General features: G+C 44.1%; 20 protein-coding genes. 14 read left to right on the plus strand and 6 right to left on the minus strand.

What is annotated here, in order from left to right; translation table 11 throughout:
• Window position 1: 1 nt before the first annotated feature.
• Together DYD21_RS04265 and DYD21_RS04270 are read left to right on the plus strand one after the other, a co-directional pair.
• Entirely contained in the window at window positions 2-349 is a 348-nt protein-coding gene (locus DYD21_RS04265; RefSeq protein ID WP_116032954.1) for a hypothetical protein, read from the plus strand.
• Between the two features lie 3 nt (window positions 350-352).
• Window positions 353-1,471: an App1 family protein gene (locus DYD21_RS04270; RefSeq protein ID WP_116032958.1), complete on the plus strand. Its 1,119-nt coding sequence runs from the start codon at window positions 353-355 to the stop codon at window positions 1,469-1,471.
• Between the two features lie 12 nt (window positions 1,472-1,483).
• On the opposite strand, the gene DYD21_RS04275 is transcribed toward DYD21_RS04270, so the two are convergent.
• The 3 genes from DYD21_RS04275 to DYD21_RS20965 all read right to left on the minus strand — a co-directional run bounded on the left by DYD21_RS04275 (window position 1,484) and on the right by DYD21_RS20965 (window position 4,377).
• Window positions 1,484-2,500, minus strand: coding sequence for a serine hydrolase (locus DYD21_RS04275; protein ID WP_116032962.1), 1,017 nt, complete (start codon window positions 2,498-2,500; stop codon window positions 1,484-1,486).
• Window positions 2,501-2,550: 50 nt separating this feature from the next.
• Window positions 2,551-3,819 (minus strand): DUF418 domain-containing protein, encoded by a 1,269-nt coding sequence (locus tag DYD21_RS04280; protein WP_116032967.1) that lies wholly within the window; start codon window positions 3,817-3,819, stop codon window positions 2,551-2,553.
• Window positions 3,820-4,089: 270 nt separating this feature from the next.
• A complete protein-coding gene (locus DYD21_RS20965; protein WP_116032970.1) occupies window positions 4,090-4,377 on the minus strand; it encodes a hypothetical protein in 288 nt (95 codons plus the stop codon).
• Between DYD21_RS20965 and DYD21_RS04290 the strand changes: the two genes are divergently transcribed.
• The 12 genes from DYD21_RS04290 to alr all read left to right on the plus strand — a co-directional run bounded on the left by DYD21_RS04290 (window position 4,346) and on the right by alr (window position 22,529).
• Entirely contained in the window at window positions 4,346-5,803 is a 1,458-nt protein-coding gene (locus tag DYD21_RS04290) for a DEAD/DEAH box helicase (protein ID WP_116032974.1), read from the plus strand. The genes DYD21_RS20965 and DYD21_RS04290 overlap by 32 nt on opposite strands.
• 383 nt (window positions 5,804-6,186) lie before the next feature.
• On the plus strand, window positions 6,187-9,795 hold the full coding sequence (locus DYD21_RS04295; protein WP_116032977.1) for a PAS domain S-box protein: 3,609 nt from the start codon (window positions 6,187-6,189) through the stop codon (window positions 9,793-9,795).
• Window positions 9,796-10,128: 333 nt separating this feature from the next.
• On the plus strand, window positions 10,129-11,502 hold the full coding sequence (locus DYD21_RS04300) for a hypothetical protein (RefSeq protein ID WP_116032982.1): 1,374 nt from the start codon (window positions 10,129-10,131) through the stop codon (window positions 11,500-11,502).
• Window positions 11,503-11,594: 92 nt separating this feature from the next.
• Window positions 11,595-12,521, plus strand: coding sequence for a DUF1684 domain-containing protein (locus tag DYD21_RS04305; RefSeq protein ID WP_116032986.1), 927 nt, complete (start codon window positions 11,595-11,597; stop codon window positions 12,519-12,521).
• A 12-nt stretch (window positions 12,522-12,533) separates the two neighbouring features.
• A complete protein-coding gene (locus DYD21_RS04310) occupies window positions 12,534-13,454 on the plus strand; it encodes a DUF1684 domain-containing protein (RefSeq protein ID WP_116032990.1) in 921 nt (306 codons plus the stop codon).
• Window positions 13,455-13,835: 381 nt separating this feature from the next.
• Window positions 13,836-14,387 (plus strand): hypothetical protein, encoded by a 552-nt coding sequence (locus tag DYD21_RS04315; RefSeq protein ID WP_116032994.1) that lies wholly within the window; start codon window positions 13,836-13,838, stop codon window positions 14,385-14,387.
• A gap of 256 nt (window positions 14,388-14,643) precedes the next feature.
• Complete coding sequence (locus DYD21_RS04320) at window positions 14,644-15,030, plus strand: TraR/DksA C4-type zinc finger protein (RefSeq protein WP_116032999.1); 387 nt, start codon at window positions 14,644-14,646, stop codon at window positions 15,028-15,030.
• A 22-nt stretch (window positions 15,031-15,052) separates the two neighbouring features.
• Complete coding sequence (gene gdhA / locus DYD21_RS04325; protein ID WP_116033003.1) at window positions 15,053-16,405, plus strand: NADP-specific glutamate dehydrogenase; 1,353 nt, start codon at window positions 15,053-15,055, stop codon at window positions 16,403-16,405.
• Window positions 16,406-16,514: 109 nt separating this feature from the next.
• Window positions 16,515-17,177 carry a hypothetical protein gene (locus DYD21_RS04330; protein ID WP_116033008.1) on the plus strand — a complete coding sequence of 221 codons (663 nt, stop codon included), beginning with the start codon at window positions 16,515-16,517 and terminating at the stop codon, window positions 17,175-17,177.
• Between the two features lie 398 nt (window positions 17,178-17,575).
• Window positions 17,576-18,799, plus strand: a complete 1,224-nt coding sequence (locus DYD21_RS04335) for an acetyl-CoA carboxylase biotin carboxylase subunit family protein (protein WP_116033012.1) — start codon at window positions 17,576-17,578, stop codon at window positions 18,797-18,799.
• Between the two features lie 340 nt (window positions 18,800-19,139).
• Window positions 19,140-21,122, plus strand: coding sequence for a hypothetical protein (locus DYD21_RS04340; protein ID WP_116033016.1), 1,983 nt, complete (start codon window positions 19,140-19,142; stop codon window positions 21,120-21,122).
• Between the two features lie 249 nt (window positions 21,123-21,371).
• A complete protein-coding gene (gene alr / locus DYD21_RS04345) occupies window positions 21,372-22,529 on the plus strand; it encodes an alanine racemase (protein WP_116033021.1) in 1,158 nt (385 codons plus the stop codon).
• A 431-nt stretch (window positions 22,530-22,960) separates the two neighbouring features.
• On the opposite strand, the gene DYD21_RS04350 is transcribed toward alr, so the two are convergent.
• The 3 genes from DYD21_RS04350 to DYD21_RS04360 form a co-directional block, all read right to left on the minus strand.
• A complete protein-coding gene (locus tag DYD21_RS04350) occupies window positions 22,961-23,785 on the minus strand; it encodes a class I SAM-dependent methyltransferase (protein ID WP_116033025.1) in 825 nt (274 codons plus the stop codon).
• Between the two features lie 146 nt (window positions 23,786-23,931).
• Window positions 23,932-24,477 (minus strand): OsmC family protein, encoded by a 546-nt coding sequence (locus DYD21_RS04355; protein ID WP_116033030.1) that lies wholly within the window; start codon window positions 24,475-24,477, stop codon window positions 23,932-23,934.
• A gap of 173 nt (window positions 24,478-24,650) precedes the next feature.
• Window positions 24,651-25,472: a class I SAM-dependent methyltransferase gene (locus tag DYD21_RS04360; RefSeq protein ID WP_116033034.1), complete on the minus strand. Its 822-nt coding sequence runs from the start codon at window positions 25,470-25,472 to the stop codon at window positions 24,651-24,653.
• Between the last annotated feature and the right edge of the window lie 15 nt (window positions 25,473-25,487).

Genomic DNA, 25,487 nt, shown 5'->3' on the forward strand with positions numbered 1-25,487 from the left:
TATGGCAAAAGTAAAATTATTGGATATCGCACACGGAAGAAGCGGAGATAAAGGGAATGGAAGTAATGTTGGAATTATCGCCCGGCACCCGGATGTGTATCCATTTCTTAAAGAGCATTTGACTGTAAAACGTGTTAAAGAACATATGAGCCATATATGTAAGGGAGAAGTTGAGCGTTATGAAATGCCGAATATCGGTGCGTTGAATTTTATTCTGAACGAAAGTCTTGGTGGCGGTGGTACCGTTTCACTGAAACTGGACGCCCAGGGAAAAACACACGCTTCCACCCTGCTTCGTATGGAAGTAGAGGTACCAGACGTGCTTCTGGAGTCTGTTAAAAACAAATAGTTTTTGAAACGATCTGAGTTTTTATATCTGACCGGTGCTTTTGCATTCACAGCAGGATGCTCTACCCTTGCTGCACCCATCACACGATTTGGTCCAGACTCAAGGATTACCTTCTACAATGCTCACGGTCACCAGAATGGAAATGGTGAGTGGGAAATACCGATGCGCATTTACGCTTATGATCGAAGAAATAGCGTCGAAAGGCTGACTACCCGGATGGCCCGGGGCCGCTATAATCTAACTCCGGAAGAGGCAGACCGTTTTAGAAACAGAATCAGAGGGCTGGTTGCCGACAGTGAATCGCGACAAACAGTTTCGTTTGTGTTTGATAACGATCCCGAAAATGAGGAGTTCTTTCTGCAGAACGAAAGTGGAAACCGTGCCCGAACAGATGCAAATGGAATTGCTGAGGGAAAAATATCACTAAGTAGCGAACGAGCCGAACAGCTGATGAATCTTCAGCGTTCTGATAAAGGTTGGCTCAGTTTTACTGCTGCATCCGGTCACAGGGGAAGCGGCCGGGCCCAGCTTATTGAACCGGAAGGGCTATCCATAATATCAGATATAGATGACACTATTAAAGTTACAGAGATTCCTGCCGGTTCAAGAATTGTGGTGAGAAATACATTCTTTAAAGCGTATACAGATGCACCCGGTATGCAAAATATGTATCAGCAATGGGCTGATACCGCAGCTTTTCATTACGTGTCAGGTTCACCCTGGCAGCTTTATAATTCTCTGAGCAATTTTTTAATTGAGGAAACCGGGTTTCCTGAAGGAACTTTTCACATGAAAACAGTTCGGAAAAATCTACTGAATCTGAATTCCTGGAGAGATTTAAGAGAGTTGGCTACAAACGAGCTGATTACATACGAGCAGAAAATCTCGCAGATTGATCACCTGATGAATACCTATCCCAACCGCCGATATATTTTCATTGGAGATTCAGGAGAAATGGATCCGGAAGTGTATTCCACTATCCGGGAAGATCACGCCGAAAAGATACAGGAAATTGTCATACGAGATGTTATTAATGCAAGAGAACTACAGCCTGAACGACTGGAGGGAATGCGGGTGATAAATGCACGAACGGTTACTCCCGGGGTGTCGCAGTTTGGTTAGAGCTAATTAAAGCTATAACCAATTTTCTGAAATAACCATACCTATTCTTTGAAAGGCATTTTCGGCATCACTTAGCTGATTATAATCTTTAGCACAAACCGAGACAACAATCGGTTTTTGATCCTGTTGAGGATAGATAACACCAACATTACATGCACGGCCAATAAGAGTCCCGGTTTTCTGAGCAAACCTGATACCTTCTGGCAGTCCCGCCTTGATTCGGTGATCCCCGGTGGCAATTACTTCCATAATTTCAATCAGCAGATCAGTATTTTCTTCGTTCAAATACTCTCCCTCAACCAGGCGTTCAAGCATTACGCTCATGGCTTCCATAGTGCCTGAATTTAGGCCGCCATCATAATATTTATAGAAAGCATCTACAATATTTTCTGCATTCAGTTCATCTCTGTCGACGTCCATTATTCGTACTAATTCATCGAGTCTTTCAGACATGTTTGATATGCCACGAAGACGGATAATATCGAGGTTAGTAAGATTTTCAGCATTTTCGTGCAATTCACCATAGGCTTCGTACCGTACTTGTAATATGGTTGTTATTCTTTCTATCCCTTCACTAACCAATTCATCCTGAATAAACTGATTCAGTTCCTCCTCCCCAATATACCGAATAAGCATATCTGTAGCGGTACTGTCGCTATCCTTCATCATTTTCTCGAGAAGTGTTCTTATAGTATAAACAGAACCTGCATCCTGCCAGTGCATATCACCAGCTCCATCTACCTTATCTGAATCCTGCAATGTTAATTCATCATCCAGGGATAATTCTCCATCTTCCACTTTTTTTAGGATTGCAATCGCTACAGGTATTTTTGTGGTTGAAGCCAGGTACCAGCGCTGATCGCCGTTATGATTAACAATTTGCCCATCTTCCAGATTTTTTATGTAAACGCCGACATCACCTGAAAACTCATCATCAATTTGTTGAAGTTTTTCCTGAAGCCCGGAGTTTAAAACATGGACGGGTGAAACTAAAAATAGTATGAAAGGAAGTACTATAAATTTTAACATAGTAGGTAATTTTGATATGACCGCTCTCTATGTAATAGGTAAAAAAATAATTAGAGTTCCCTTTTTTTCTTGTTACTCAGTAAGCGGCCGTATGTTAAAACTCTCCAGATCCACTCGAGTGGTCCATATTTAAATTTCATTAACCAGAGGGAACTGATGAGAATCTGAAAAACAAAAACTACAAAAACAGCAAGAGTCAGATAAGCAGAGCCTAAATACTCGCCCAATCCTAATCCAATACCGTAAAAAAGAAATATTCCTATGAATGACTGGAGTATATAATTGGTAAGTGCTGTTTTGCCTACCGAGTTAAAAAGTTTAGTAAGCACCTGCCTGAAACGTGTAAGATAAAGGAGCATAAAAGCTGCAACATAACCGGCTGTAAGAAAAAGGTATCCGATAGGCTCCAGCATTTCTTTGATAAGCTGAAACGTGGCATTATCTAAACCTGCCGGAGCATCCATCACAAAACCAATATTTAAAATTAAGCCAAATATAAAACCTGTTACTGCAATTTTAATTAAAAGTGACCGATTCTCGTGTAACTTATGGAGCATAAGCTGTCTGCCGGTCCACAGACCTATAATGAATACTCCTAATACATTAAAAAAACGAGCATCCAGGGCGTAAATATAACCACGAAGCAGCGGGCCAATATAGTTGAAGGTCAAAACTGTACTCCATGAAGAGCTTTGAATAATCTCCACCACATCTCTCATCTGAAAATAATTGTTTTCATTTGAGTGGGGTAAATCAAGTGAATTCCATTGTTGATTTAAATATTCATAAATATGATTCACATACCCACCATCATTTGTATTCAGGTACCAGATATATAATCCCGGAATACAAAGTGTAAGGAAGCCGGCCCAAAGCAATGCACGATTGGAAAAACTCTGGAAAAAAATCAAAACATAGCCACAAAGTGCATATAGAACCAATATATCACTAAACCATATCCCCCATAAATGGATGACACCAATAATCAATAAAATAAATAGACGGCGGCTGAAATGGCGGTTAAAAGACTGATCAGCAGAAGATGCCCGAATAAATTGAATGGCGAAACCGATCCCAAACATCAGTGAAAAAAGTGTGTAGAATTTACCACTGAAGAATACGGTATGAAAAATATCAAAAACTGGATTCCAGTCAGCCAGCAGCAGTTCATTTTTTTCATCACCAAGCATATACGCATAACCGCTGAATACACGGGCATTGATCATGAAAATTCCGAAAATAGCAAACCCTCGCAAAGCATCCAGCACGTGTATGCGTTCATTGCTTCCAACAGGATTGAATGATGATTTTTTATTCATCAGTAACTCTATATCATGTTAATGAATAATTGATATTTGGGTTATGCTAACCTTTCCCTGTTTCCCTCCTGCACTGTGAAAGAAATCTGTTAATCAGATTTCAAATACGTATAGGTTTTTTAAAATGTATTCGATATTCAAACAACCGATAAAGCTGCCATTGGTTAAAAAACCGGTTTTGCAAAACCATCTATAATTATCTGTTTTAGAAGGATTACAGCGTATTGTTTATCACATTTAAAATTAATCCAGGTATGTTTTCACTCAGTATTACTCTGATTTAATAGCTGGGTTCCTCTGATGATATAGTGCCAAATTATCCGTATATTGTGAGATTACTGCCGCAAATATAAAGCGGTACTTCCCCACAGATGAATATTGCTCGTATCGTTTCCCTTCTTTTTTGAATAAGTAAGAGAGCTGAATTCCGGCAACATTAATGAGGGAGATGATCTGTCTCGAAAAACGGGCGATCGATCCGGCTGAAATGTCCGGTATTCTATAATCATTCAAATCGTATACAATTTTGGAATCAACTTCATTTACTGATCTTGGCATCAGTGCACCTATTTTAAAAGCCATCGAAGAGATGGGTTTCGAAACTTCAACAAAAATTCAGGCTGCAGCTATACCTGCAATCATGCAGGGCAGCGATTTAGCCGGACAGGCGCAAACCGGAACCGGGAAAACCGCAGCATTTGCGATTCCGGTATTAGAAAAGGTCGATCCGGAATCGAAAAATGTACAGGCGATTGTGATGTGTCCGACTCGTGAACTTGCGGTCCAGGTAACCGGTGAGTTCATTAAACTCGCAAAGTTTATCAAGGGTGTGTATGTAACTCCTGTTTACGGCGGACAACCCATTTCTCGCCAAATCAAACAGATCAAATCGGGAACACAGATTGTTGTTGGAACTCCTGGCCGGGTGATTGATCACCTGAAACGGGGAACGCTGAAACTGGATCATCTGAAAATGGTGATTCTGGATGAAGCCGACGAAATGCTCAACATGGGTTTTCGGGATGATATCGAAACCATTCTCGGGTATTCATCGGAATCGGAGAAAAGACAGACAATTATGTTTTCCGCTACGATGTCCAAAGATATTAAACGGATTATGAACCGGTTCTTTACGGATCCCGAGATGATCAAGGTGGAGGGCAAAGCGCCTGCTGCCGACGGAATTGAGCAGTACATTGTTGAGGCCCGCGATTCGATGCGTACGGAAGGAATTTGCCGGCTGCTGGATATTAACGATTATAAACTGGCACTGATTTTCTGCAACACCAAACGAAAATGTGATTCTCTTGTAGGTGAAATGCAGTCAAGAGGTTACTCCAGTGATGCGCTGCACGGCGATATGAGTCAAAATGTTCGCGACAAAGTGATGAGCAAATTCAGAACCGGAAAAATTGAAGTTCTGATTGCCACTGATGTTGCCGCGCGCGGACTCGATGTGGATGATGTTGAGGTGGTGTTTAATTACGATGTTCCACAGGATCCTGAATATTACGTTCACCGGATTGGGCGAACTGGCCGTGCCGGTCGAAAAGGAGTAGCATATACATTCTCATCAGGCAGAAAAAGTAAAAACCTCAGGTTTATTGAAAAAAATCTGAAAATTAATCTGAAAACGATTCCTCTCCCGTCCATGGAAGATGTTCAGAACTCGGTGATGGACAGTTTTCACAATGAGATCAAACAGACATTGGAAGCGGGTGGACTTCGTACGTATATCGAACAGATTGAATCACTTGCAGGCGACCAGTATACACCTATCGAAGTGGCTGCTGCAATTTTGAAACAGGCTCAGGGAAAAAAATTAGCACAACCTAAAAAATCATCTTCAGATACAGGTTCAAAACCAGATCGGGATCAATCAAACCGTAAACGGCCTAAAAAAGATAAAACGGATGAACCGTTTTATAAACCGTTCACAGGTGGTAAAACAATGAGAGGCAGGAAAAAAGGGAAAAAGAGATAGACAGACTCAAATATCGTATAGGATAATTGAGGCTATAAAAATTGGATTGATCCAAAAATCAACTCCATAAATATTTAACGTATTTATGTACGATTAGAGTTGTACTAGATATGTGTATTTAGTAGACTTACAGCCGATAAAAAAAGGGGTAGGTTAAATATCAACAGTGATTTATAACGGGTCTGCCTGATCGCTTTCAGAGGGTTGACCCGTATATAAAATCAGGGGCTGTATTATACCTTAACATCGTGAGTTAAAATGCCGATAAAGATATATGTGTAAAGAATACGGTAGATAAAAAAAGCTCTCCTGCGTGGCAGGTTTAACTGTTGATCCTTTAAAATCCGGAATAGAACTACGTGTACTCTGTTGGCAAACATACTATGTCTGAAAAACGTCTGCCTGTTCCGCTGAAGAAGCAAGAGAGAGCACATACTTTATCGCAATACAATCTATTGGACTTCCTTCCGGAAGAAAGATTCAATCGTTTGACAAAAATCGCTTCTGCACTGTGCGGCACTCCTATTTCCATGATTACGATGATGGATAAAAACCGTCACTGGATTAAGTCAATCCGCGGGTTGGATATTTATGAATCGTCATTCGAAGATCCGTTTTGCCACTATACAATTATGCAGGATGGAATCTTTGAAGTTGAGAATATTGAGACGGATAAGCGATTTTCAGTTTACCCGCCTTTTTCAACGAATTTTACGATCAGGTTTTTTGCCGGTAAAGCATTGATAGATCCGGACGGATTCGCCCTGGGAACATTATGTGTGATGGATCACAAACCACGCAAACTTACTGATCAGCAAAAAGAAGCGCTGAACGATCTCGCCGATGAAGTGATGGATACAATTCTCGCCCGAAAAGAGAAGGAAGAGCTAATAAAAACCAATAAATTTCTCCAGCAAAGCAATGAGGCCGCTAAAGTTGGGGGTTGGGAACTGGATCTCCGAAATGACAGACTGGAATGGACTTCTGTAACAAAAAAGATTCATGAAATAAATGAAGATTTTGTACCGGATGCGGAGTTCGCTGTACGTTTTTATAAAGATGAAGAGAATCGCGATATAATTCGGGAGTCGGTTAGTCGCGTAATAGAAACAGGCGGACAGTTTTCGCATGATTTACAAATCATCACGGCACAGGGAAATCATAAATGGGTTCGCGTTAACGGTAATGCAGAATTTGATGAAGAAGGCTGCAAGCGGGTATATGGAACATTCCAGGATATAAACGAACAAAAACGGAGTGAACTGGCTCTGTTTGAAGAGAAAGATAAGCTCGAAAACGTTTTGATAGGAACTCACTCGGGAACGTACGAATGGGATGTGCAGCCAGATCATATGTATGTGAATAATCGTCTGGCCGAAATGCTCGGATACAAAGCTGAGGAGATCAATCCGCTCACAAAATATACCTGGATCAAAATGGCTCATCCGGAGGATCTGGGTGAAGTTGAGCAGGCCCTTACCAAATGTCTGAACCGGGAAAAAGACCATTACGATTGTGTGTTCCGGATGAAGCATAAAGATGGACACTGGGTTTGGATTCGCGATCGCGGAAAAGTGAGAAGCTGGTCCGGGGATGGGAAACCACTGAAAATGTATGGCACCTATGTAGATGTGTCGCTCAGAAAAAACGCGGAGATTTCATTGATCGAAAGCCGGGATCATTTCCAGTCTTTAATTACAAACGTACCGGGAGCTTCATACCGGTGCGAACTCTTCCCCGATGGTACCATTCTCGAATCTCCGCTTAAGTTCATGAGTAAACAGGTAGAGGATATTACAGGATATCCCTCATCGGATTTTATAAATGGCGAAGTAAGAAATTTTTCTGATGTCATCCATCCCGATGACCTTGATCATGTGATTGAAAATGTGCAAAAAGCGATCACCGGAATAGAAAAAGATTGGGAAATGGAGTATCGGGTGATCCATAAAAACGGTGAGGTAAGATGGTGCAGTGAACGCGGCCGATCATACCGGGATCAGCTGAGCGGTGTAATTTATCTCACAGGTCTGATTTTTGATATAACCGACCGCAAAAAAACAGACCAGGCGCTGATCGAGAAACAGACATTACTCGAAACCATTCTCGAATCGATTGATGTTGGGATTGCATCCTGCGACTCCAGTGGAAAACAGACACTCCTTAACCGGGCGGCACGTATTTGGTACGGTAGATCATCAGATAATCTTGAGCTGGACTCTTTCCTGATAGATTTTTCACTCTATCAGGCCGACGGGAAAACGCCGCTTGAAAATCATGAAATTCCGCTTGTACAAGCATTGAATGAGGGTAAGTCCGTACGAAAGGAGATTGTAGTAAAATCGGAAGGTAAACCGTCCCGGACAATCAACACACATGGCACGCAGCTAAGAGGTCCGGACGGAGAGCTTTTCGGGGCCGTAACCACGATGCAGGATATTTCCGATCGAAAATCTGGTGAAATTCGAATTCGCCAAAGTGAAGAGCAGTTCAGAAAAACATTTGAATATGCAGCAAACGGCATGGCTGTACTCGATCTTGACGGAAAATGGCTGAAAGTGAATAAGCAGCTTGGAGCAATTCTGGGCTATTCTCAGAAAGAACTTCAGGGTATGAACTTCCGTGATGTTACCCACCCCGATGAAATTGAAAAAGATAACCGCCTTCTTCAGGAACTGATTGACGGTAAGCGGGAATACTACAATGTAGAAAAACGGTATATCCACAAAAACGGAGATGTGCGTTGGGTGCTCACAGCTGTTTCAGCACTTGAAGATGAAGAGAGTGAAAAAACACGGTTTATTTCGCAGTATACTAATATCACGAGCCAGAAAGAGGCGGAACAACAGCTTCATGAAACCCTGAAAAAGCTGGAAGGAATACTGGAAGCGAGTACACAAGTTGTGATTGTAAGTACAGATCCCGATGGAGTCATCACCTCGTTCAATGCAGGAGCGGAAAATCTTCTCGGATACACCGCAGATGAAATGATAGGAAAAGAAACCCCGCTTCTCTATCATCTCGAAAGCGAGATAGAAGAACGAAGCAGGGAGCTTGCCAAAAAAGTAAATCACCCCGTTGAAGGGTTTGATCTGTTTCGTGTGAATAAATGCAACGAAACGCACGAAACCCATGAATGGACACTCATCAAAAAGAATGGCGATACATTTCCGGTCCAGCTCACCGCTACGGCTATAAGAAACAGCCGGGGTGATACCATTGGCCATTTAGGTATTGCTACAGATATTAGCGAACTGAAACGCTCTGAAGAAGAGATGAAACAGCTTTTGGAGATGAACCAGGATCAAAATCAGCGGCTGCTTAATTTTGCGCATATTGTGTCGCACAATCTCAGGGGGCATGCTACCAATTTCAGTATGATTACCGAAATTTTAAGCTTTGAAGAAGATCCCGAAGAGATAAAACAGTTACAGTCAATGCTGAAAACGGCATCGGACAACCTGAGTGAAACGGTAGAAAATCTGAACGAGATTGTAAAAATAAACACTTCTACCAACCATGCTCTGAAACCGGTACATATTAGAAAAAGGCTCGAAAAAGCGATTGAAAATAATCGCGCATTCATCTCAGAAACCTCTGCCCGCATTGAGATTGGTGATTCTATTGATGAAAATCTGAGTGTTCAAGGCGTACCGGCCTACATCGACAGTATTCTGATGAACCTGATCAATAATGCAATCAAATACAGGCGCCCGGATCAGGATCCTGTTGTAAAAATCAACAGCCGGACGGCAGATGATGGCAATGTTGTAATTTCAGTAGAAGATAACGGTCTGGGTATTGATCTGAATAAACATGGTGACTACCTCTTCTCACTCTACAAAACATTCCATGGAAATCGCGATGCCAGGGGTGTGGGCCTCTACATCACCAAAAACCAGGTAGATGCAATGGAAGGAAAAATTGAAGTAAAAAGCACAATAGGGAAAGGAACTAAATTTGACGTGTACCTGGCTAAGAGCAGGGAGTAGTAAACGGGTTAAATCTAAAGTGGTTAAATTTCCCGACCTTTTGGGTCGGAAAGGATAAAATTCCCCCTTTGAAGGGGGAAGCGAACAGAGAGAGTTGGGGGATGACTCTCTGAGTTCGGAAGTGCCCATTTGTAGTTGTTAAACATAAAAGGTCATCCCCCATTGCCCCCTTCGAAGGGGGACACTTCAAAATAAACTCGATATTGACCAAAAAGTTATGGATTCTAAGTGGATACCTCGTGGGCTTTGCCCCGAGGTAGTTCATTTTTGAGGAAACTTTACTTTCGATTATTCGTAGATGAAATTTACTGCTAACCTTAGTGGAATTTCATCATGGCTCAACATCGTATATTCATTGTTCTCTTTTTTACTATTCTCTTTTCATCAGCAGTTCCAAACGCTCTCATCGCTCAGTCAGATCCTGACCTTGAATACAGAAAGGTTCGGGTTACGTTTGTGCCCGGCCTCAGCACCAACGGTATAGAAGCACCCCAATACAGCGCGAAATACTCGCTCAATATCCTGGCGGGGTATCACGGCGGTCTGGACGGTTATGAGCTCGGTATCGTAAATATCAACCGATACTATTCACGTGGAGTGCAAATCGGTGTGTTGAATGCAACGGGGGGTGATCTTGCGGGAATTCAAATGGCGGGGTTGTCGAACTTTTCGGGGGATGATCAGGAGGGAATCCAGTTTTCAGGTTTAGGAAATATCTCCGGAGGCACAATGCAGGGAATTCAGTTTTCCGGTTTATCCAATATTGCGGCTGAAAGTTTACAGGGACTACAATTTACGGGAGGTATAAATTTGTCGGATGAGATGCAGGGGCTGCAGTTAGCAGGGATCGGAAACATAGCAGGCGGTTCCATGGAGGGTCTTCAATTTGCCGGAATTGTAAACCTCGCTGGCGGATCATCCCAGGGGCTTCTTGTATCGGGTGGAGCAAATATTTCGGGAGGTGAAATGCAGGGCTTGATATTTTCCGGGGCAGCCAACATCTCAGGAGGTGAAACTCAGGGGTTGATTTTATCAGGCGGGGTGAATATTACCAGTGAGATGCAGGGGATTATTGGATCGGGAATCCTGAACACCGCATCACGCATGCAGGGAATTCAATTTACAGGGGGAGCCAATATTTTTAATACCGCGCAGGGAGTTCAAATCGGACTGGTAAATGTGGGGCGCGAATTCCGGGGAGTTCCCGTCGGGCTCATCAGCTTTTATGGCAATGGCCGTAAAAATGTTGATTTTTGGTTTAGTGATGGCGGCTTTGCACATCTTGGACTGAATCTTGGCACACACGAAATCTATAATAAAATTTTTGCCGGATACAACACTCTGATCGCTGAACGTGATGTGTGGACGCTCGGTTGGTCTATCGGTTCATACCGAACACTGGATGAAGCCTGGAATCGTCCGCAACTGGATGATTACTATTCAACACACGATTTCACAATTAAAAACATATTTGATTCCGAATGGTCCCGAACTCCAAACTGGATATATAGCTACAGCTACCTGCTGGGTCGAAATTTCAACAACGGGTTGTCGGTCTACGCCGGTCCGTCAGCTAATCTTCAGATTTCATCACAAGAAGGAAACAGCGATTATACCTGGTATTCACTGATAGAAAGGAGCCGTGCCGAACGGGATATTCGATTTTGGATTGGAATTAATGCCGGTATTCGTCTATTTGGTCAGTAGAAAAACGTTATGAAAAAAGGATATGGAAGGTAGCTCAGAATGCCTATTTTTAGAGTAAATCTGTTTCTTTGCTCTAATTGCTATCTTCCGCTATGAAAATAAATACCTCCCGCCTTTCGGTACTATTGTTTCTTGCTATCTTGTTATCTGCCTGTGGATCAAAGGAGGAAGATCTTGGCCCGGCGCCGGTATCAGACTCTTATGAGCAGGAATTGCAGCAATGGATTGATGAACGAATAGAAACCCTGAAAGAACCCACAGGTTGGCTTCGGCTTGCCGGAATGCATATTCTTGAGGAAGGCGAAAACCGGTTTGGAAGCGGGAGCGATCAGGATATTCAATTTCCCGATCGCACGATTGCCGAACACGCAGGTATCTTTGATCTGCAAAATGGTCAGGTCACGATGGAAGCGGCAGACGGTGTTGAAATCACAACCGATGGTGAAGCCGTTCAGCAGATGACAATTTATGATGGCGAGGATACTCCGGAGATTGAGCATGGTTCACTTGTGTGGCATGTGATCGAGCGCCAGGATTTGATTGCAATCCGCCTCTACAACAAAGAGAATGAAAAAGCTGATCAGTTTGAAGGATTTGACCGCTTTCCCGCCGATACCGAATGGCACCTGAAAGCGAGGTTTGATGAAAACCCCGAAGGAACCACAATATCTGTAACCAATGTTTTAGGACAGACCGATGAAGTTTCCAATCCCGGCGCGCTTACTTTCAAAAAAGATGGAGAGTACTACACTATTGAAGCACTCGACAGCGCAAGCGGACGCCTTTTTTTGATTGTAGGAGATGAAACCAATCGCACCGAAACCTACCAGGCTGGACGGTTTATGTATGTAGATTATCCGGATGAATCGGGGCATACAATTATTGATTTTAACAAAATCTACAACCCGCCGTGTGCGTATAACCTCTATACCACATGCCAGCTGCCACCCGCGTCAAACCGGCTCGACCTTGAAATTACGGCCGGCGAATTACGCCCGGTTGACTGGGAAGGATTATAGTTTCACAAATTGATGAATAGATTTACACTTATTCCACTTCTTACGGTATTAACCCTCCTTTTGATTGGCTGCAATCAGCAGGAACTTGGCCCTGAACCGATACCCGATGATTACGATCAGGTTTTTCAGGATTGGCAGGAGCACAGAATTGAGGTTCTCACCGATACCACCGGCTGGCTGCGTCTGCTCGATCTGGCCTGGCTGGATGAGGGCCAGAATAGTTTTGGGAGCGGAGACGATCGGGATGTGCGGTTTCCGGAAAACTCCATTGCCGAACATGCCGGTACATTTACTCTGCAAAATGGCGAAGTGTGGATGGATGTTGCTTCAGGTGTGGAAATCGTTCACCGCGAAGAGCCAGTCGATTCCCTGATGATGTTATCATACGATACTGAAGAAAGAATTCACGCACATCATGGCGAGCTGACCTGGTTTATCGACAGCCGCGGAGATCAGCGAGGAGTGAAAATTTTCAGTATGGACACACCTGCTGCAGATCAGTTTGAGGGTTTTCCACGATATGATGTGCAGGAGGAGTGGCATCTGCGCGGTCGATTTGTGCACCATCCGGAAGAGACGGAGGTTGAGGTTGTTAATGTTTTGGGTGAAACCTCAGGCCGCAGCTCACCGGGGCGGGTTGAATTTCGGGCAGGCGATCAGAAGTATTCCATCGATGCATTTGAAGCTTCCAGCGGTCTTTTTCTGATGTTTACCGATCTGACCAATCAGGATGAAACCTATCAGGCCGGGAGATACATGATCGTGGATTTTCCTGATGATGACGGGTTCATTACACTCGATTTTAATAAGGCGTATAATCCGCCGTGTGCATTCAATAAATTTACAACCTGTCAGCTCCCTCCTCCCCAGAACCGGCTCGATCTTGCTATACCGGCCGGAGAAAAACGCCCCGTTGATTTTGAAGGGATTTGATTATTTTCCCCAAAAAGCATGGATGGCAAAACAGAGCGTCTAAAAATATGGGAAATGGATTTTACCACGAGTGCACCAGGGCTCGAAGTGCCACGAAGTGTATATCTATCTGGAAACCTGAGTTCTATTTATCAATTAGGTGTTATTTAAATGTTAAAAAGTGGCTTATACGGCCCAAAAGGGCGTGCAACAAAGAATATTATCCTTAATACTGTCATACCGGACTTTGATCCGGTATCTCCTGCCTGTATTAGGGATAGGAGATCCCGCATCAAGCGCGGGATGACGTCCTTTTGGGCACAATCAGCCACTTTTTTACTCAATTTTAGAATAGAACTCAGGTTGGAAACGATATGGTGCAGGGCTCATGTTTTAGATGATATGAAATTCAAAATTCCATCTATACTCCTGCTACTCTTTTCTCTATCGTTCTTTTCCTGTGCATCAGCGCAGACATTTACCACTGAAGCGATCATCCATCAACCTGCCGGATCGAGTATTACGGTTGAGGTTGGAAATCAAACCGAATCCGCTGAAAACAGGGATCAACCGCTATACAGCGGGGATGATGTGCTGCTCTACCTCCCCGCTCCTGCCAATATCGGGTTCATTCAATCACCGGGTGGTTCTGTTGAAACCGTAATCCTGGCACCGGCCATTCGTGCCGATTCTGAAATTGAAATCATTCCGATTGCGATGATGGAATTTGGTGCCTCCGATCGTATCCAGCGAGTGATTCTGTCTATTCCGGCAGACCCATCTCTTCAGGTGATCAAATCACCGAGCATGCAGCAGCTTCGGCTGAACTATCCCGGTGTGATTGAAATTCTCACAACCTGGTTTACAAATGCATACAGTGATCGAATTACGGAATTACTGGATGTGAAAGATGAGAAGAAAACTGTTCAGTATCTCAAAAACCATTCGCTGTAGCCAGATATATTGGATTGATCGACTACCTGCGCGGGAATAAAGAGTAGGGAACTATGGTGCGTAAAGGTGTAGGATCCTGATCTCATCCTTAGACAAGTCCTCTCAGAACAGCGTGCAAGGGAACAATTACTGTTCTAACCTATTCATAATACATGTATCCGTAACCGTATACTACTTATAATAAACGGTTTAGGAACGAATGGAAGTGAAGTTATTTCCGTTGTCATTATGAACTTACACAAAAAAAAATGCACCCATGTCTGAATCAAAAGAAAAGTATAGGACTCATCTATCCGATGAAGAGTTGGATCACTTTAAAAAGAAATTGAAAGAAGAAAAATCGAAAACAGAGGATGAGATTGAAAATCTAAAATCATCAGCTGAGTCGATCCAGAGTGACGCAGATGACGTTCAATCGGGTGTGGACCATCACCCCGGCGATGTGGCATCTGATCATCAAAATAAAAAAACGACACTCACATTGCTGGAAAAGCAGCGTGAAAAACTGAAGCTAATTGAGTCAGCATTTGAAAGAATTGAGTCCGGAACGTATGGAATCTGCACCGTAACCGGGAAACCAATCCAGAAAGAGAGACTGGAAGTAATGCCTTACGCCATGCATTCAGTTGACGCCAAATCTTAATCACTTTACTTCGCATAAAATTATGGGGAAAAAAGGATCACAGGAAGACCAGCTTCGGGATATTATATCAAATATTGAAGAACTAAATGAGGGTCAGACAGAGTTTCTGCAGGCTGTCCGGGAAGTGTATAACACGCTTAACCCGTTGCTTGAAGAGGAACCGGAGTGGATCAATAAAAAAATTCTGCAGCGGATCAGTGAACCGGAACGACAGATCATTTTTCGGGTTCCCTGGCAGGATGATGATGGAGAAATTCATATAAATCGCGGATATCGTGTAGAATTTAATAGCGCACTGGGTCCCTATAAAGGTGGTTTGAGATTTCACCCTTCTGTAAACCTGAGCATCATCAAGTTCCTGGGATTTGAACAGATCTTTAAAAATGCCCTTACAGGAAAACAGATTGGTGGCGGTAAAGGGGGATCTGATTTCAATCCTAAGGGACGTTCGGACGATGAAATTATGCGGTTTTGCCAGAGTTTTATGACGGAACTCTACCGCCATCTTGGAGAAAATCGCGATATTCCGGCCGGTGATATCGGTGTCGGTACCCGGGAAATCGGCTATCTGTTTGGTCAGTATAAACGAATTGCGAACCGGTATGAATCGGGGATGATAACCGGCAAAGATCCGCAGTGGGGCGGAACACTGGTTCGAAATGAAGCTACGGGATACGGGCTCGCATATTTTGTGAGGGAAATATTGAATGAACAGGATGATGAAATAGACGGGAAAACATTTGTGGTCTCTGGTTCAGGTAACGTGGCAATTTACGCAATTGAAAAAATTGAGGAGCTGGGTGGCACAGTAATCGCATGTTCAGATTCTGATGGATTTGTGCATGATAAAGATGGAATCGATATTGATCTCGTGAAAAAAATCAAGCAGGAAGAGCGCGGCAGAATTAAAGAATATGCTGAAGAGAAAGGTGTTGATTTTCATGATGATAAATCGATTTGGACACTCGAGTGTAATATAGCTCTCCCCTGTGCAACACAAAACGAGCTGCAGAAAGAAGATGCAGAGACACTGGTAAAAAATGGATGCAAAATTGTTGCTGAAGGGGCAAACATGCCGGTTACGCACGATGCGTATGAAACTCTTCGTGATGGAGATGTTCTGTTTGGCCCGGGAAAAGCTGCAAATGCCGGCGGAGTGGCGGTTTCAGCACTCGAAATGCACCAAAATGCAAGCATGGACTCAATGACGTTTGAAGAGACAGATGAAAGATTGCAGGAGATTATGAAAACAATTCATAAAACCTGTAGTGAAACTGCAGAAGAATATGGGAGAAAGGGTGATTATGCAAGCGGTGCAAATATTGCCGGCTTTAAGAAGGTTTCCCGCGCAATGATCGCTCAGGGATTGATTTGAGCAGGCCTGCAGATTGTAGATAACCTTATAATTCTATTTATGATGCGGGAATTTGGATTTGATCGGATTCCTGAATAAAATGGTATAGGCGTTCACTAATCGCTGTGCTATGAAGATTTACTCTGCCATATCCCTTCTTCTGATCCTGATCTTAACCAGCTGCGCCACGTCCAGAGATCATCCCGTTAAGACCTACTACCCTTTCGAATATGAAGGTGTGATATACGAAATTCTCGGTCACCATGGAGATGATGCCCCCGCAAATTTTCTGATCTACCGCGTGGATGACCGAACCATTTTCAGAGCTGTTGACCGGAATCTGGACAGTACCATCGATTTTGTGCTCACCGGTGATATTGATCTGATCAAAGCTAATGAAATCTACAGAGAGGGAATCCGCCAGGCCCAGGCGGCTGATAAATTCCAGGAATCGGATCGTGTTCGTGAGTTTATGACATTATATGAAGAGTACCGGCTGGTAATTCAAACCATACTGGTTGACAGAAACCGTTATCTGAATCGTTTTACGGTATTTGACATGCAGTGGAGGCCGCTCGCCCAGTTTATAGATGAAAATGGAGATGGAGAACTCAATCGGATGGAGATGGGTGAAATAGATCTGGAAGAAGCGAATCAATTATACCAGATTGCAGTTGAACGAGCTGCTGATGAGAACCGGTTTGAAAGCGATCACCAGGATCGGTTTATTCTGACGTTAGACCAACCCATCGAGGAGATCAATCGTAACAGGGATATCAGTATGTCACGATAATCGTTTTATTTTACCCCCCCCCCTCTCTCTTAAAATCAGAAGCTCATTCTTCCGGATTTTAAACTCTTTTCTCCCTTCGGATAGAAAAATTATAAACTCTATATACTCATTCTATATACTCATACTGTTACCGCTGTCGTCGGGGGGGGGTATAAGAAGCTGATTTTTTGATGAATGAAGACGTACCAGGCATCGGTCAAACTATATTTTAATGGAAAGTATCCGGGAGTCTGCCAAAAATCGATTCAGGAAGAGGATGAATTCTTTTCAATAAGCGGGAATGCTTTGGAAGTAAAAAAATTCGTGATTAAAAATGGAATGATAAAACAATCAGTAACATTCATATAGTAACTTATTGCAACCCAACATTTTACTTTTAAAAAAGGCATCAAACGATTATGAAAAATAAAGTAGCGCTATTGGGCTGGAGTCTTCCAGCAATAGAAAGCATGCAAAAAACAGACCGACCCTTTGTTGTGGTTAGTTTTCCTGAATTTGAACAGACTGCCAAAGAGAATGATATTGAGTTTGTGGGTTGGAATTTCAAGGAGTGGAATGAGAAATCAAACAGTCTTCAGCTGAAGGAGTTGCTGGATGAACATAATGCAGATTTTGCAGTTCCGCTGTATGAAGAAACCGTGGAGTGGGCCGGCGCTCTGAACTCAATTTGGCGGGATGATCCCCGGCTGCTGAACAGAGCGTATCTTTTTCGCAACAAAGCCATAATGAAGCGGAAGGCGCTCCTGGCAGGTCTCAGAGTGGGATTGTTTGAAGAGGTTTATACAAAACAGGGAGTTCACGATTTTATGAGTCGGCTTAATGAAGCCAACCTTCAGCTTTCCGGTGAGGAAGATGCATGGGTACACCTGAAGCCGTTTAGCGCGGCCGGTACCGTGGGGCACAAACTTCTTCGTTCAAAACAGGATATCGAGGATAAAGTGATCGACAAGGATTTTCCCTGCATGGTTGAAAGTCATTTGCCGGGGAAAGAATTCTCCTGCGAAGCGTTTATTCACAACGGTGAAATCCGGTTTCTGAACATTACTGAATATGTGAAACTGGGATACTCCAACTTTGTGCCTGCCAGTCCCGAGCTGGAAGCAAAACGTCCTCTCATCCGCGAATCGATGGAGAAACTGGTGAAATCGTTCGGTATTGAATATGGAATGATTCACCCGGAGTGGTTTCTTACGGAAGACAATACACTCAGTTTTGGCGAAGTAGCCTGCCGTATTCCCGGGGGACATATTTTTGAGCTGATCGAAAAAGCGCATGGTTTCGATCCGATTCAAGCGCTTGTGCTGTGCAGTGATCCATCAGCAACAGACGAGGAGATCAAAGACTTCTTCCCCAGCCAGGATATTGATGAAAATCAGGAGTATGCCGGCAGCGTGATGGTATATCCCAAGCCAGGGCGAATCACCAAACTGCAGATTCCAGACGAATTGAAGGAAGATTCGTTCTTTGAAGATCATACACTTTACGCACCTTCAGAGCATAAGGTATCTGACCAGCGGGAAGGATTCGGAAACCATTATGGAACCGTATTTTTTAACGGCAATGATCCCGATCGAATGCGCGAACTTTTGCGCCATTACCAGGATGTGGATTTTTATGCTTAAATATTTTCATTTAGGGTAGATAAAAGTCCCCCCTTCGAAGGGGGAGAGCGAACGGAGTGAGCAGGGGGATGATCAATGCAGTTATGCATGGTCCAAAATTTGATTTCTGAGCACAATTAATTTGATCATTGTGTAAATGGAGAACACCCCTCAAGAGAAAAGCTGAATGCTTTTCTCTATCTCCCCTCGAGGTGAGATCTAACTAAGTCACCGCAGACCTCCAAGGTTTAAAAAAACCTTGGAGGTCTATATTACCCTAAAGATATTTGAAACAATTGGGGGCAACATTAACTTCACTACAGCAGTACCAAAAATTTAAAACCCCGAGAAAAAGAGTCATTTGAAAAAAAACAGTAAACAAATACCCAAGGGCGTACGAACTAAATTTTATGAAACGCTTGAAAACTTCAGGGAAGCTACACCCCTGTTAGCTGAGGGACACAAAAAGAAACTACTCAGCAGCCTCGATCTTTTGACAGATACAGAGGATGGTGTTCAGTTTTTATACGATAACATCAGTGACCTTGTCGATGCCGGAATATTTAAAGATACGATGTGGGATGATCCTGCACGTTTGGTGCCTTCTCTCGTAGGCGGTACGCTGAAAGCAGGGGATCATACTACCATTGTTGAAGTATTAAGTGAGCTGCGAATGCTGGCGATTGCTGAGGGAACCATCAAACAGAAAAGTTTCTCTGCTGGTAAAGCCAAAACCTTTCTTGAAGAAGCACTGGTAAATAATATCGACCTTATTTTTCCGGGCGGATCGGAGGAGGACAGAAATCTGGATGCCGATACGAGGAAAAAAATAAGTGTACTGTTTCATTATTTAACGGATCAAATCTCCATACAGAAGATTAAGGGTAGGCTTGCAAAAGAGATTGAGCTGATTTGTGCACAGCGTCCCGTGGTAACAGGCCGTGTTCTGGAGATCATCTCCACGGTGAAAAACGAGATGGAGCTTTCAGCGGAAAGTGACGACGACCGGCGACTGAAATACTACGTGAACTCGGTTTACAGCCCTTCTGAAAAAGCGGGAGAGCTCGATCCTGATGAGTACAAATCTTACCTCGAACAGGTGAAACGAAAAGAGATTGTCCATGAGTGCGAGCAGCTGGCCGATACCATGCATGAAACGGGCCTGGCCACGGAATATCACGCACTATTACTGAACCATGTGGCGAATGAGGGATCTCTTGTGAAGCTTGCACTGGGTCTTGACAACGTTGGAAAAGCAGAGCTGGACAAACACCGAAAATTTGTGACTGAGTTGATCCAGAGAGTGATTCATCCCGAAACGGCACGATCCTGCTATGGACTCGCAAAACTTCTGGAACGCTCGCTGTTGTCTCATCAGCCGGTAAAAAGCGGGTTGCAGCGAATTATGGGAATGGAACTTCATAAAGAAGTTGCGAAAAATATTCGTAAGTCCCGGGAGAACAGTACGCTTGATCCCTCCCATATTTTAACAGCTGAATGCCTGGGAATTTTAGGTCAGCCGCTTGGTGTGGGTCAGGGCTGGAACCCGACCTGCCAGTCGGCCCGGGGCATCAGTTTATGGAGCAGTCACGCTCCCGGAAAACTATTAAGAATGGTGGAAAGTGCAGCGAAATCAAACAGCCTGTCGATGCGGTTCGAGGGGGATGTGATCAAATCGGAAGAGCAAATTCTTGGACTCGTAAAGGAGCTGGATTACAACCTGGATGCTGTGTCGGTTGTGCTGGTTCCTCATCTGGATAAAATCTACAACGAAATGATGCGGCGTGCGGCAAACCGGGCGGATGACCCCCACAAATGGGTGAACCCGGCGATGTATGGTCACTGGATCCCTACAGGGTTTATTTCCGCATATGATTACCTGACCAACTCGATCAAAGAATATGAAAAATTTATCCGGACGTTTTACATTACACATCACCCCGAATATAATGGAGGCAACGACCTTGCTTATCCAAACCCGGTGGGAATTTTTCTGACGTCATCCACAGGAAAGCTGATTGGATTTCACGCGGTCTCCATTCTTCGTGTTCGTAAAGTGAAGGGACAGGTGCGGGTGTTTATTCTGAACCCCAACAATGAGGGGCGCCAGCGGTGGCAGGAGAATATGAGGCCAACCGTTGCCGGGAACGGGGAGCGTGCCGGGGAATCATCCCTGCCGTTTCATCAGTTTGCATCGCGTCTTTATGCATATCACTTTAACCAGTCTGATATCGACGATCTAAACAAAGTGAGCAAAGAAGAAGTTGATAAAGTAACGGAGCTGGCAAAATCCAGCTGGGGCGAATCCTATCAGTGGATGGAGCCGGCGGGTATTAAGTTGTGAGATTCTACCCCCCCCCCCCCCCCCCCCCAAAAAAATCAAGTCCCGTTAGTGCGCGACAGTGAAGGGGTGGGGGGCGTAACACGTTCAGTGATTGAGCTGGGAGGAATAACTCTGTATACTTTGATATATTTTTGAAACCTTGTAAAGCTTATAATCATTACAAAACATCCCCCGGCTCACTCCGCTCGCTTCCCCCTTCGAAGGGGGACTTTCCTAATAGAACCCATAAACTAAATCATACCACTGAAAATGGTCCGTCACTCTTCAAGAATCGAACTGAGCCTGGCGGCTCTGAAACAGAATATAAATTTCATACGAAAGAAGATCGGTACGGATGCCATCTTTTCCTCCGTTGTGAAGGCAGATGCGTTTGGTCACGGGATCGGCACATTTGTACCCATGGCGGAGAAAGCCGGCATCAGGCATTTTTCCGTGGCATCGAGCTACGAGGCGTGGGAGGTCAGCGAAGCCCGAACGAAAGAGAGCACAATCATGATCATGGGAATTTTGTATGATGATGATATGGAGTGGGTCATCAAAAATGAGGTTGAGTTTTTTGTGTTTGATCTTCCCAGACTGAAAAAAGCGAAAGCTGCGGCCGAAATGATTGGTAAAAAGGCAATTATTCATCTCGAAGTGGAGACAGGCGGAAACCGGACCGGTTTGGAGGAATCAAAGCTTGATGAGGCCCTTGAATATATTAAGCAACATTCTGAGTGGATCCGGTTTGAAGGATTTTGCACGCATTATGCTGGGATTGAGTCTCTTTCAAATCAATTTCGGACCAGGAAGCAGCTGGACAAGTTCGAAAAGCTTTATGAGCGGACAACGCAGAGCGGTATTGAACCAAACCTGAAACACACAGCCTGTTCAGCCGCAGCTCTTGCTTTCCCGGAAACGGTGATGGACCTCGTACGGATCGGCACAGCACATTACGGTATGTGGCCCAGTCCTGATATTTACAACGTACACTTGCAGCAGACAGGTAAAAAAAGGGATGCCCCGTTAAAGCGCGTACTGACCTGGAAGACCGATGTGATGCACATCAAGGAGATCAAAAAAGATGAGTTTGTGGGATACGGAACGAGCTACCAGGCTCCCCGCGATATGAAGATTGCCGTGCTGCCGCTGGGCTACAGCAACGGCTACCCGAGAACGCTTTCCAACCGTGGAGAAGTGATAATTCGCGGTAAAAAAGCTCCGGTTGTTGGGCTGATCAATATGAATGTGTTTATGGTGGATGTAAGCCACAATGAAAATGTTGAAGTAGGCGATGAAGTGGTACTGATCGGCCGGCAGAAAAATCATGTGATCAGTATCCGGTCCTTTTCAGAGTTTACCAACGCTATTAACAATGAGCTGGTGAGCCGGCTTCCGGATGCAATACCGCGCGTTGCGGTTAAGTGAGTACTATTTACTTTCAACTACAATAGGTATTAACCTCAGTTCGATTATAGATAAAAGTCTCCCCTAAAGAGGCTGTGAGGAAATTGTTTTCCAAAGAAAATGCACTTAAATAAATGGTTCTACAGGAATTCTTGTGGGTTAATTTTGTCGGCGAAGGAATCCCCTCTTGAGAGGGGTATGTGAAGACAAATATCCGCCGGCGGCGGAGGATTTGTCAAACGAGGGGTGTGTCCCGGAATGCCAGTATTAAGTAACAAGATGAATCAAATAGCGAACACACCCCTCGTCAGTCAACAAATCACGACAAGTCGTGTTTTTGACTAACTTTTCCCCTCTCAAGAGGGGATTCCGTTGCTACTACTTTTGATTTACCCACAAAAATTCCTGTAGAACCTATTTATTAATAGAACTCAGGTTATTAGTTTTTTATATCAAGAAGCCGGTTTTTTTGCATATGCAACCACAAACTCTCCGGGAACCTCATATCCGCTTCCAACCCGGAACGGTTCAATAGAATCGAGGTACTCCTGGTGAATTTCCGCTTTGATTTGATCATCGAACTTCTGGTAGGCCAGGGCAACCGCTCCCCCATCAAACGCCGCCATCAGGGCTACTTTATCATTTGGATAGTCAAGGGTGACGCTCATCCGTTCAACTTCAATTTTCTCAAAACCGGCCGATTGTAATGAGTTTCGGAGTGTATCACCGGTCCCCTGTTGGAAGAACATCGGGCAGACATCCGAGGCAACGCGCTTATCCACAATCGGGAATAGTTCTGCCCAGCCGCAATTTTTCCGTTCACCCCAGATAGCCACAACTGCCCTTCCTCCAGGTTTTAATACTCGATGCATCTCTTTTAAGGCCTTTGCGGGAAACGGAAAATACATCAAACCGAGGCTGCAAATGGCCGCATCGAACTGGTTATCTTCGAAATCGAGCTGTTCGGCATCCATTCGCTGAAATTGAATATTTGATGATGAATTCCCATTGGTCAGCTTCCTCGCCTCATCGATCATCTTTTCGGAAAGATCGGTTGCGATCACTTTGCCTCCATTGGCAACCTGACGAGCAGCGCGAAGGGTAACCAGTCCCGTTCCGCAGGAGGTTTCCAACACCTTTTCTCCTAGTTGCAGGTCAGCTATTTCAAGCAGCTTATCTTGTGCCGGCTTTAGCTGAGCTTTCCAAGAATCGTCATAAAATTTCGCGGCTTTGTCCCAGCCGTATCGTTGAACGCGTCGCTGTAATTGTGGTTCCATGTTGGTTTAGGGTTGAGTTGTAAGTGTTGAAAAGTGAGAAGGGAAAAGTGAAAGGTGAAAAGTGAAAAAAGTTTACCACTCAAAAAGTGTATTTCAGGTGCAGCTGTGTCTCCTTTTAGATATTTATCACTCATAATTTTTATACGCTACGAAATTTTTTGCCTTTTCCCTTTTGACCTTTCCCTTTTCGCTATTTTTACTTCCCGTTCAATTTTCATAGGCTTCCTGAAATTGGCCAGGATCGGGCTGTGATCATCTGCCGTTTTAATCATTTCATGAATGTCATCTTCCGAAGCCGGACTTTCGATCGTAACGGTATATCTCATCTCTGTATATCCCGGTTCAGCGTTATCGATTCCAAAGTTACCCCGTGCATCCACATCGGCTTCCACATCCACCTCCAAATGATCGATCCGTATATCCATCTGTGCCGCCCAGATTGCGTATCCAATAGCGAGACAACTTCCAAGGGATGCTCTGTAGAATATACCCGGCCCGGGACCTTCATCATTCCCGCCCTGCTGTTTGCCAACATCGGCAGTAAATTTCCAGTGTTTGTGTTCCACTTCGCATGACGTGCCGTTTGTGAGCCGAATCTTCGTTGATGTTGTGTACTGACCTTTTTCAGGTTTCAGGTTCAGTAGTTTAACATTGCGTTCAAAGGCGTTTTTGATGGTTTTTGTATCTGCCATAAGTGACTGTTTGATGATGTTTTGTAACGGAATTGCCGATTATGTAAACCGACATGCATCTACTTATAAAAGCCGAAAAAATGGAGGGGTTCTATCATCAAAAAGACACCGATGGCACGAATATGTATATCAATGATTCTTAACAGGTGATTGGTTCAGAAAAATACCGCATGTTATTTATGAGCAATAATCATGAAAGTCTCCATCGGAAAAACCACTCCCTGGTCGTCTGTATAGGACTCGAGTGATCTGTTCAAATCAGTAACCAGCTTCTTTCGCCTCTCCGAATCCATCGTTTCGATTTCCTCGGCGAGTGGTGAGCTGGCGGCTTCGCGTCTCAAAAACTCTTCGGGTGACGGATATAGCATGGAGATGATGTCAAGATGGATTTGTAAGTCCACAAATCCTGCTTCTGATACCATGTTTCGTATTGTTTTTTGATTCCAGTCAGGGAACGGCGATCGCATCATGGTTCCGGCTGTTTCTCCGGCATGTTCTTCCAGTTCATCAGCCAGGATTTTGTAAGCCGGATTGAAATGAATGGATCGCAGGATGTTGAGCGCTAACGTTCCTCTTGGTTTGAGAACCCTTTGCATCTCCAATAATACTTGTTGTGGTTCCGGAAAAAACTGCATCGCCTGCTGGCAGAACAGGTGGTCGAAACGATTATTCTCAAACGGAAGTTGGCCAGCATCACCCTGTTTCCATTCGATCTCCAAACCTTCCTTCTCCGCCATTTCGGAAGCTTTGTTGAGCATCTGAGGGTTGATGTCGAGTCCGGTTACCCCGGTATCATTCCCGGCTTTTGCAGCCGCTGTTCGGGCAACAATTCCCGTTCCGCAGGCGACATCCAGGATGGTGCTGCCGGGTGCGGGTGATGAAAGGGTCACAAGTTTTTCAGCCCACGGTTTAAAGAAACCGGGCACAAGATATTCTTCGTAAGCGGCCGGACTGTCACCGGCTATTTGCCAAGAATCTATTTCTGTAGTTTGCATAATGTTCTTCTGTGT

Source organism: Rhodohalobacter sp. SW132 (assembly GCF_003390325.1).
Classification (GTDB): domain Bacteria; phylum Bacteroidota; class Rhodothermia; order Balneolales; family Balneolaceae; genus SW132.

Coding starts and splice junctions, on each gene's coding strand:
- DYD21_RS04265 (WP_116032954.1), top strand. CDS start 2: ATGGCAAAAGTAAAATTATTGGATATCGCACACGGAAGAAGCGGAGAT.
- DYD21_RS04275 (WP_116032962.1), bottom strand. CDS start 2,500: ATGTTAAAATTTATAGTACTTCCTTTCATACTATTTTTAGTTTCACCC.
- DYD21_RS04280 (WP_116032967.1), bottom strand. CDS start 3,819: ATGAATAAAAAATCATCATTCAATCCTGTTGGAAGCAATGAACGCATA.
- DYD21_RS20965 (WP_116032970.1), bottom strand. CDS start 4,377: ATGCCAAGATCAGTAAATGAAGTTGATTCCAAAATTGTATACGATTTG.
- DYD21_RS04295 (WP_116032977.1), top strand. CDS start 6,187: ATGTCTGAAAAACGTCTGCCTGTTCCGCTGAAGAAGCAAGAGAGAGCA.
- DYD21_RS04300 (WP_116032982.1), top strand. CDS start 10,129: ATGGCTCAACATCGTATATTCATTGTTCTCTTTTTTACTATTCTCTTT.
- DYD21_RS04305 (WP_116032986.1), top strand. CDS start 11,595: ATGAAAATAAATACCTCCCGCCTTTCGGTACTATTGTTTCTTGCTATC.
- DYD21_RS04310 (WP_116032990.1), top strand. CDS start 12,534: ATGAATAGATTTACACTTATTCCACTTCTTACGGTATTAACCCTCCTT.
- DYD21_RS04315 (WP_116032994.1), top strand. CDS start 13,836: ATGAAATTCAAAATTCCATCTATACTCCTGCTACTCTTTTCTCTATCG.
- DYD21_RS04320 (WP_116032999.1), top strand. CDS start 14,644: ATGTCTGAATCAAAAGAAAAGTATAGGACTCATCTATCCGATGAAGAG.
- gdhA (WP_116033003.1), top strand. CDS start 15,053: ATGGGGAAAAAAGGATCACAGGAAGACCAGCTTCGGGATATTATATCA.
- DYD21_RS04330 (WP_116033008.1), top strand. CDS start 16,515: ATGAAGATTTACTCTGCCATATCCCTTCTTCTGATCCTGATCTTAACC.
- DYD21_RS04335 (WP_116033012.1), top strand. CDS start 17,576: ATGAAAAATAAAGTAGCGCTATTGGGCTGGAGTCTTCCAGCAATAGAA.
- alr (WP_116033021.1), top strand. CDS start 21,372: ATGGTCCGTCACTCTTCAAGAATCGAACTGAGCCTGGCGGCTCTGAAA.
- DYD21_RS04350 (WP_116033025.1), bottom strand. CDS start 23,785: ATGGAACCACAATTACAGCGACGCGTTCAACGATACGGCTGGGACAAA.
- DYD21_RS04355 (WP_116033030.1), bottom strand. CDS start 24,477: ATGGCAGATACAAAAACCATCAAAAACGCCTTTGAACGCAATGTTAAA.
- DYD21_RS04360 (WP_116033034.1), bottom strand. CDS start 25,472: ATGCAAACTACAGAAATAGATTCTTGGCAAATAGCCGGTGACAGTCCG.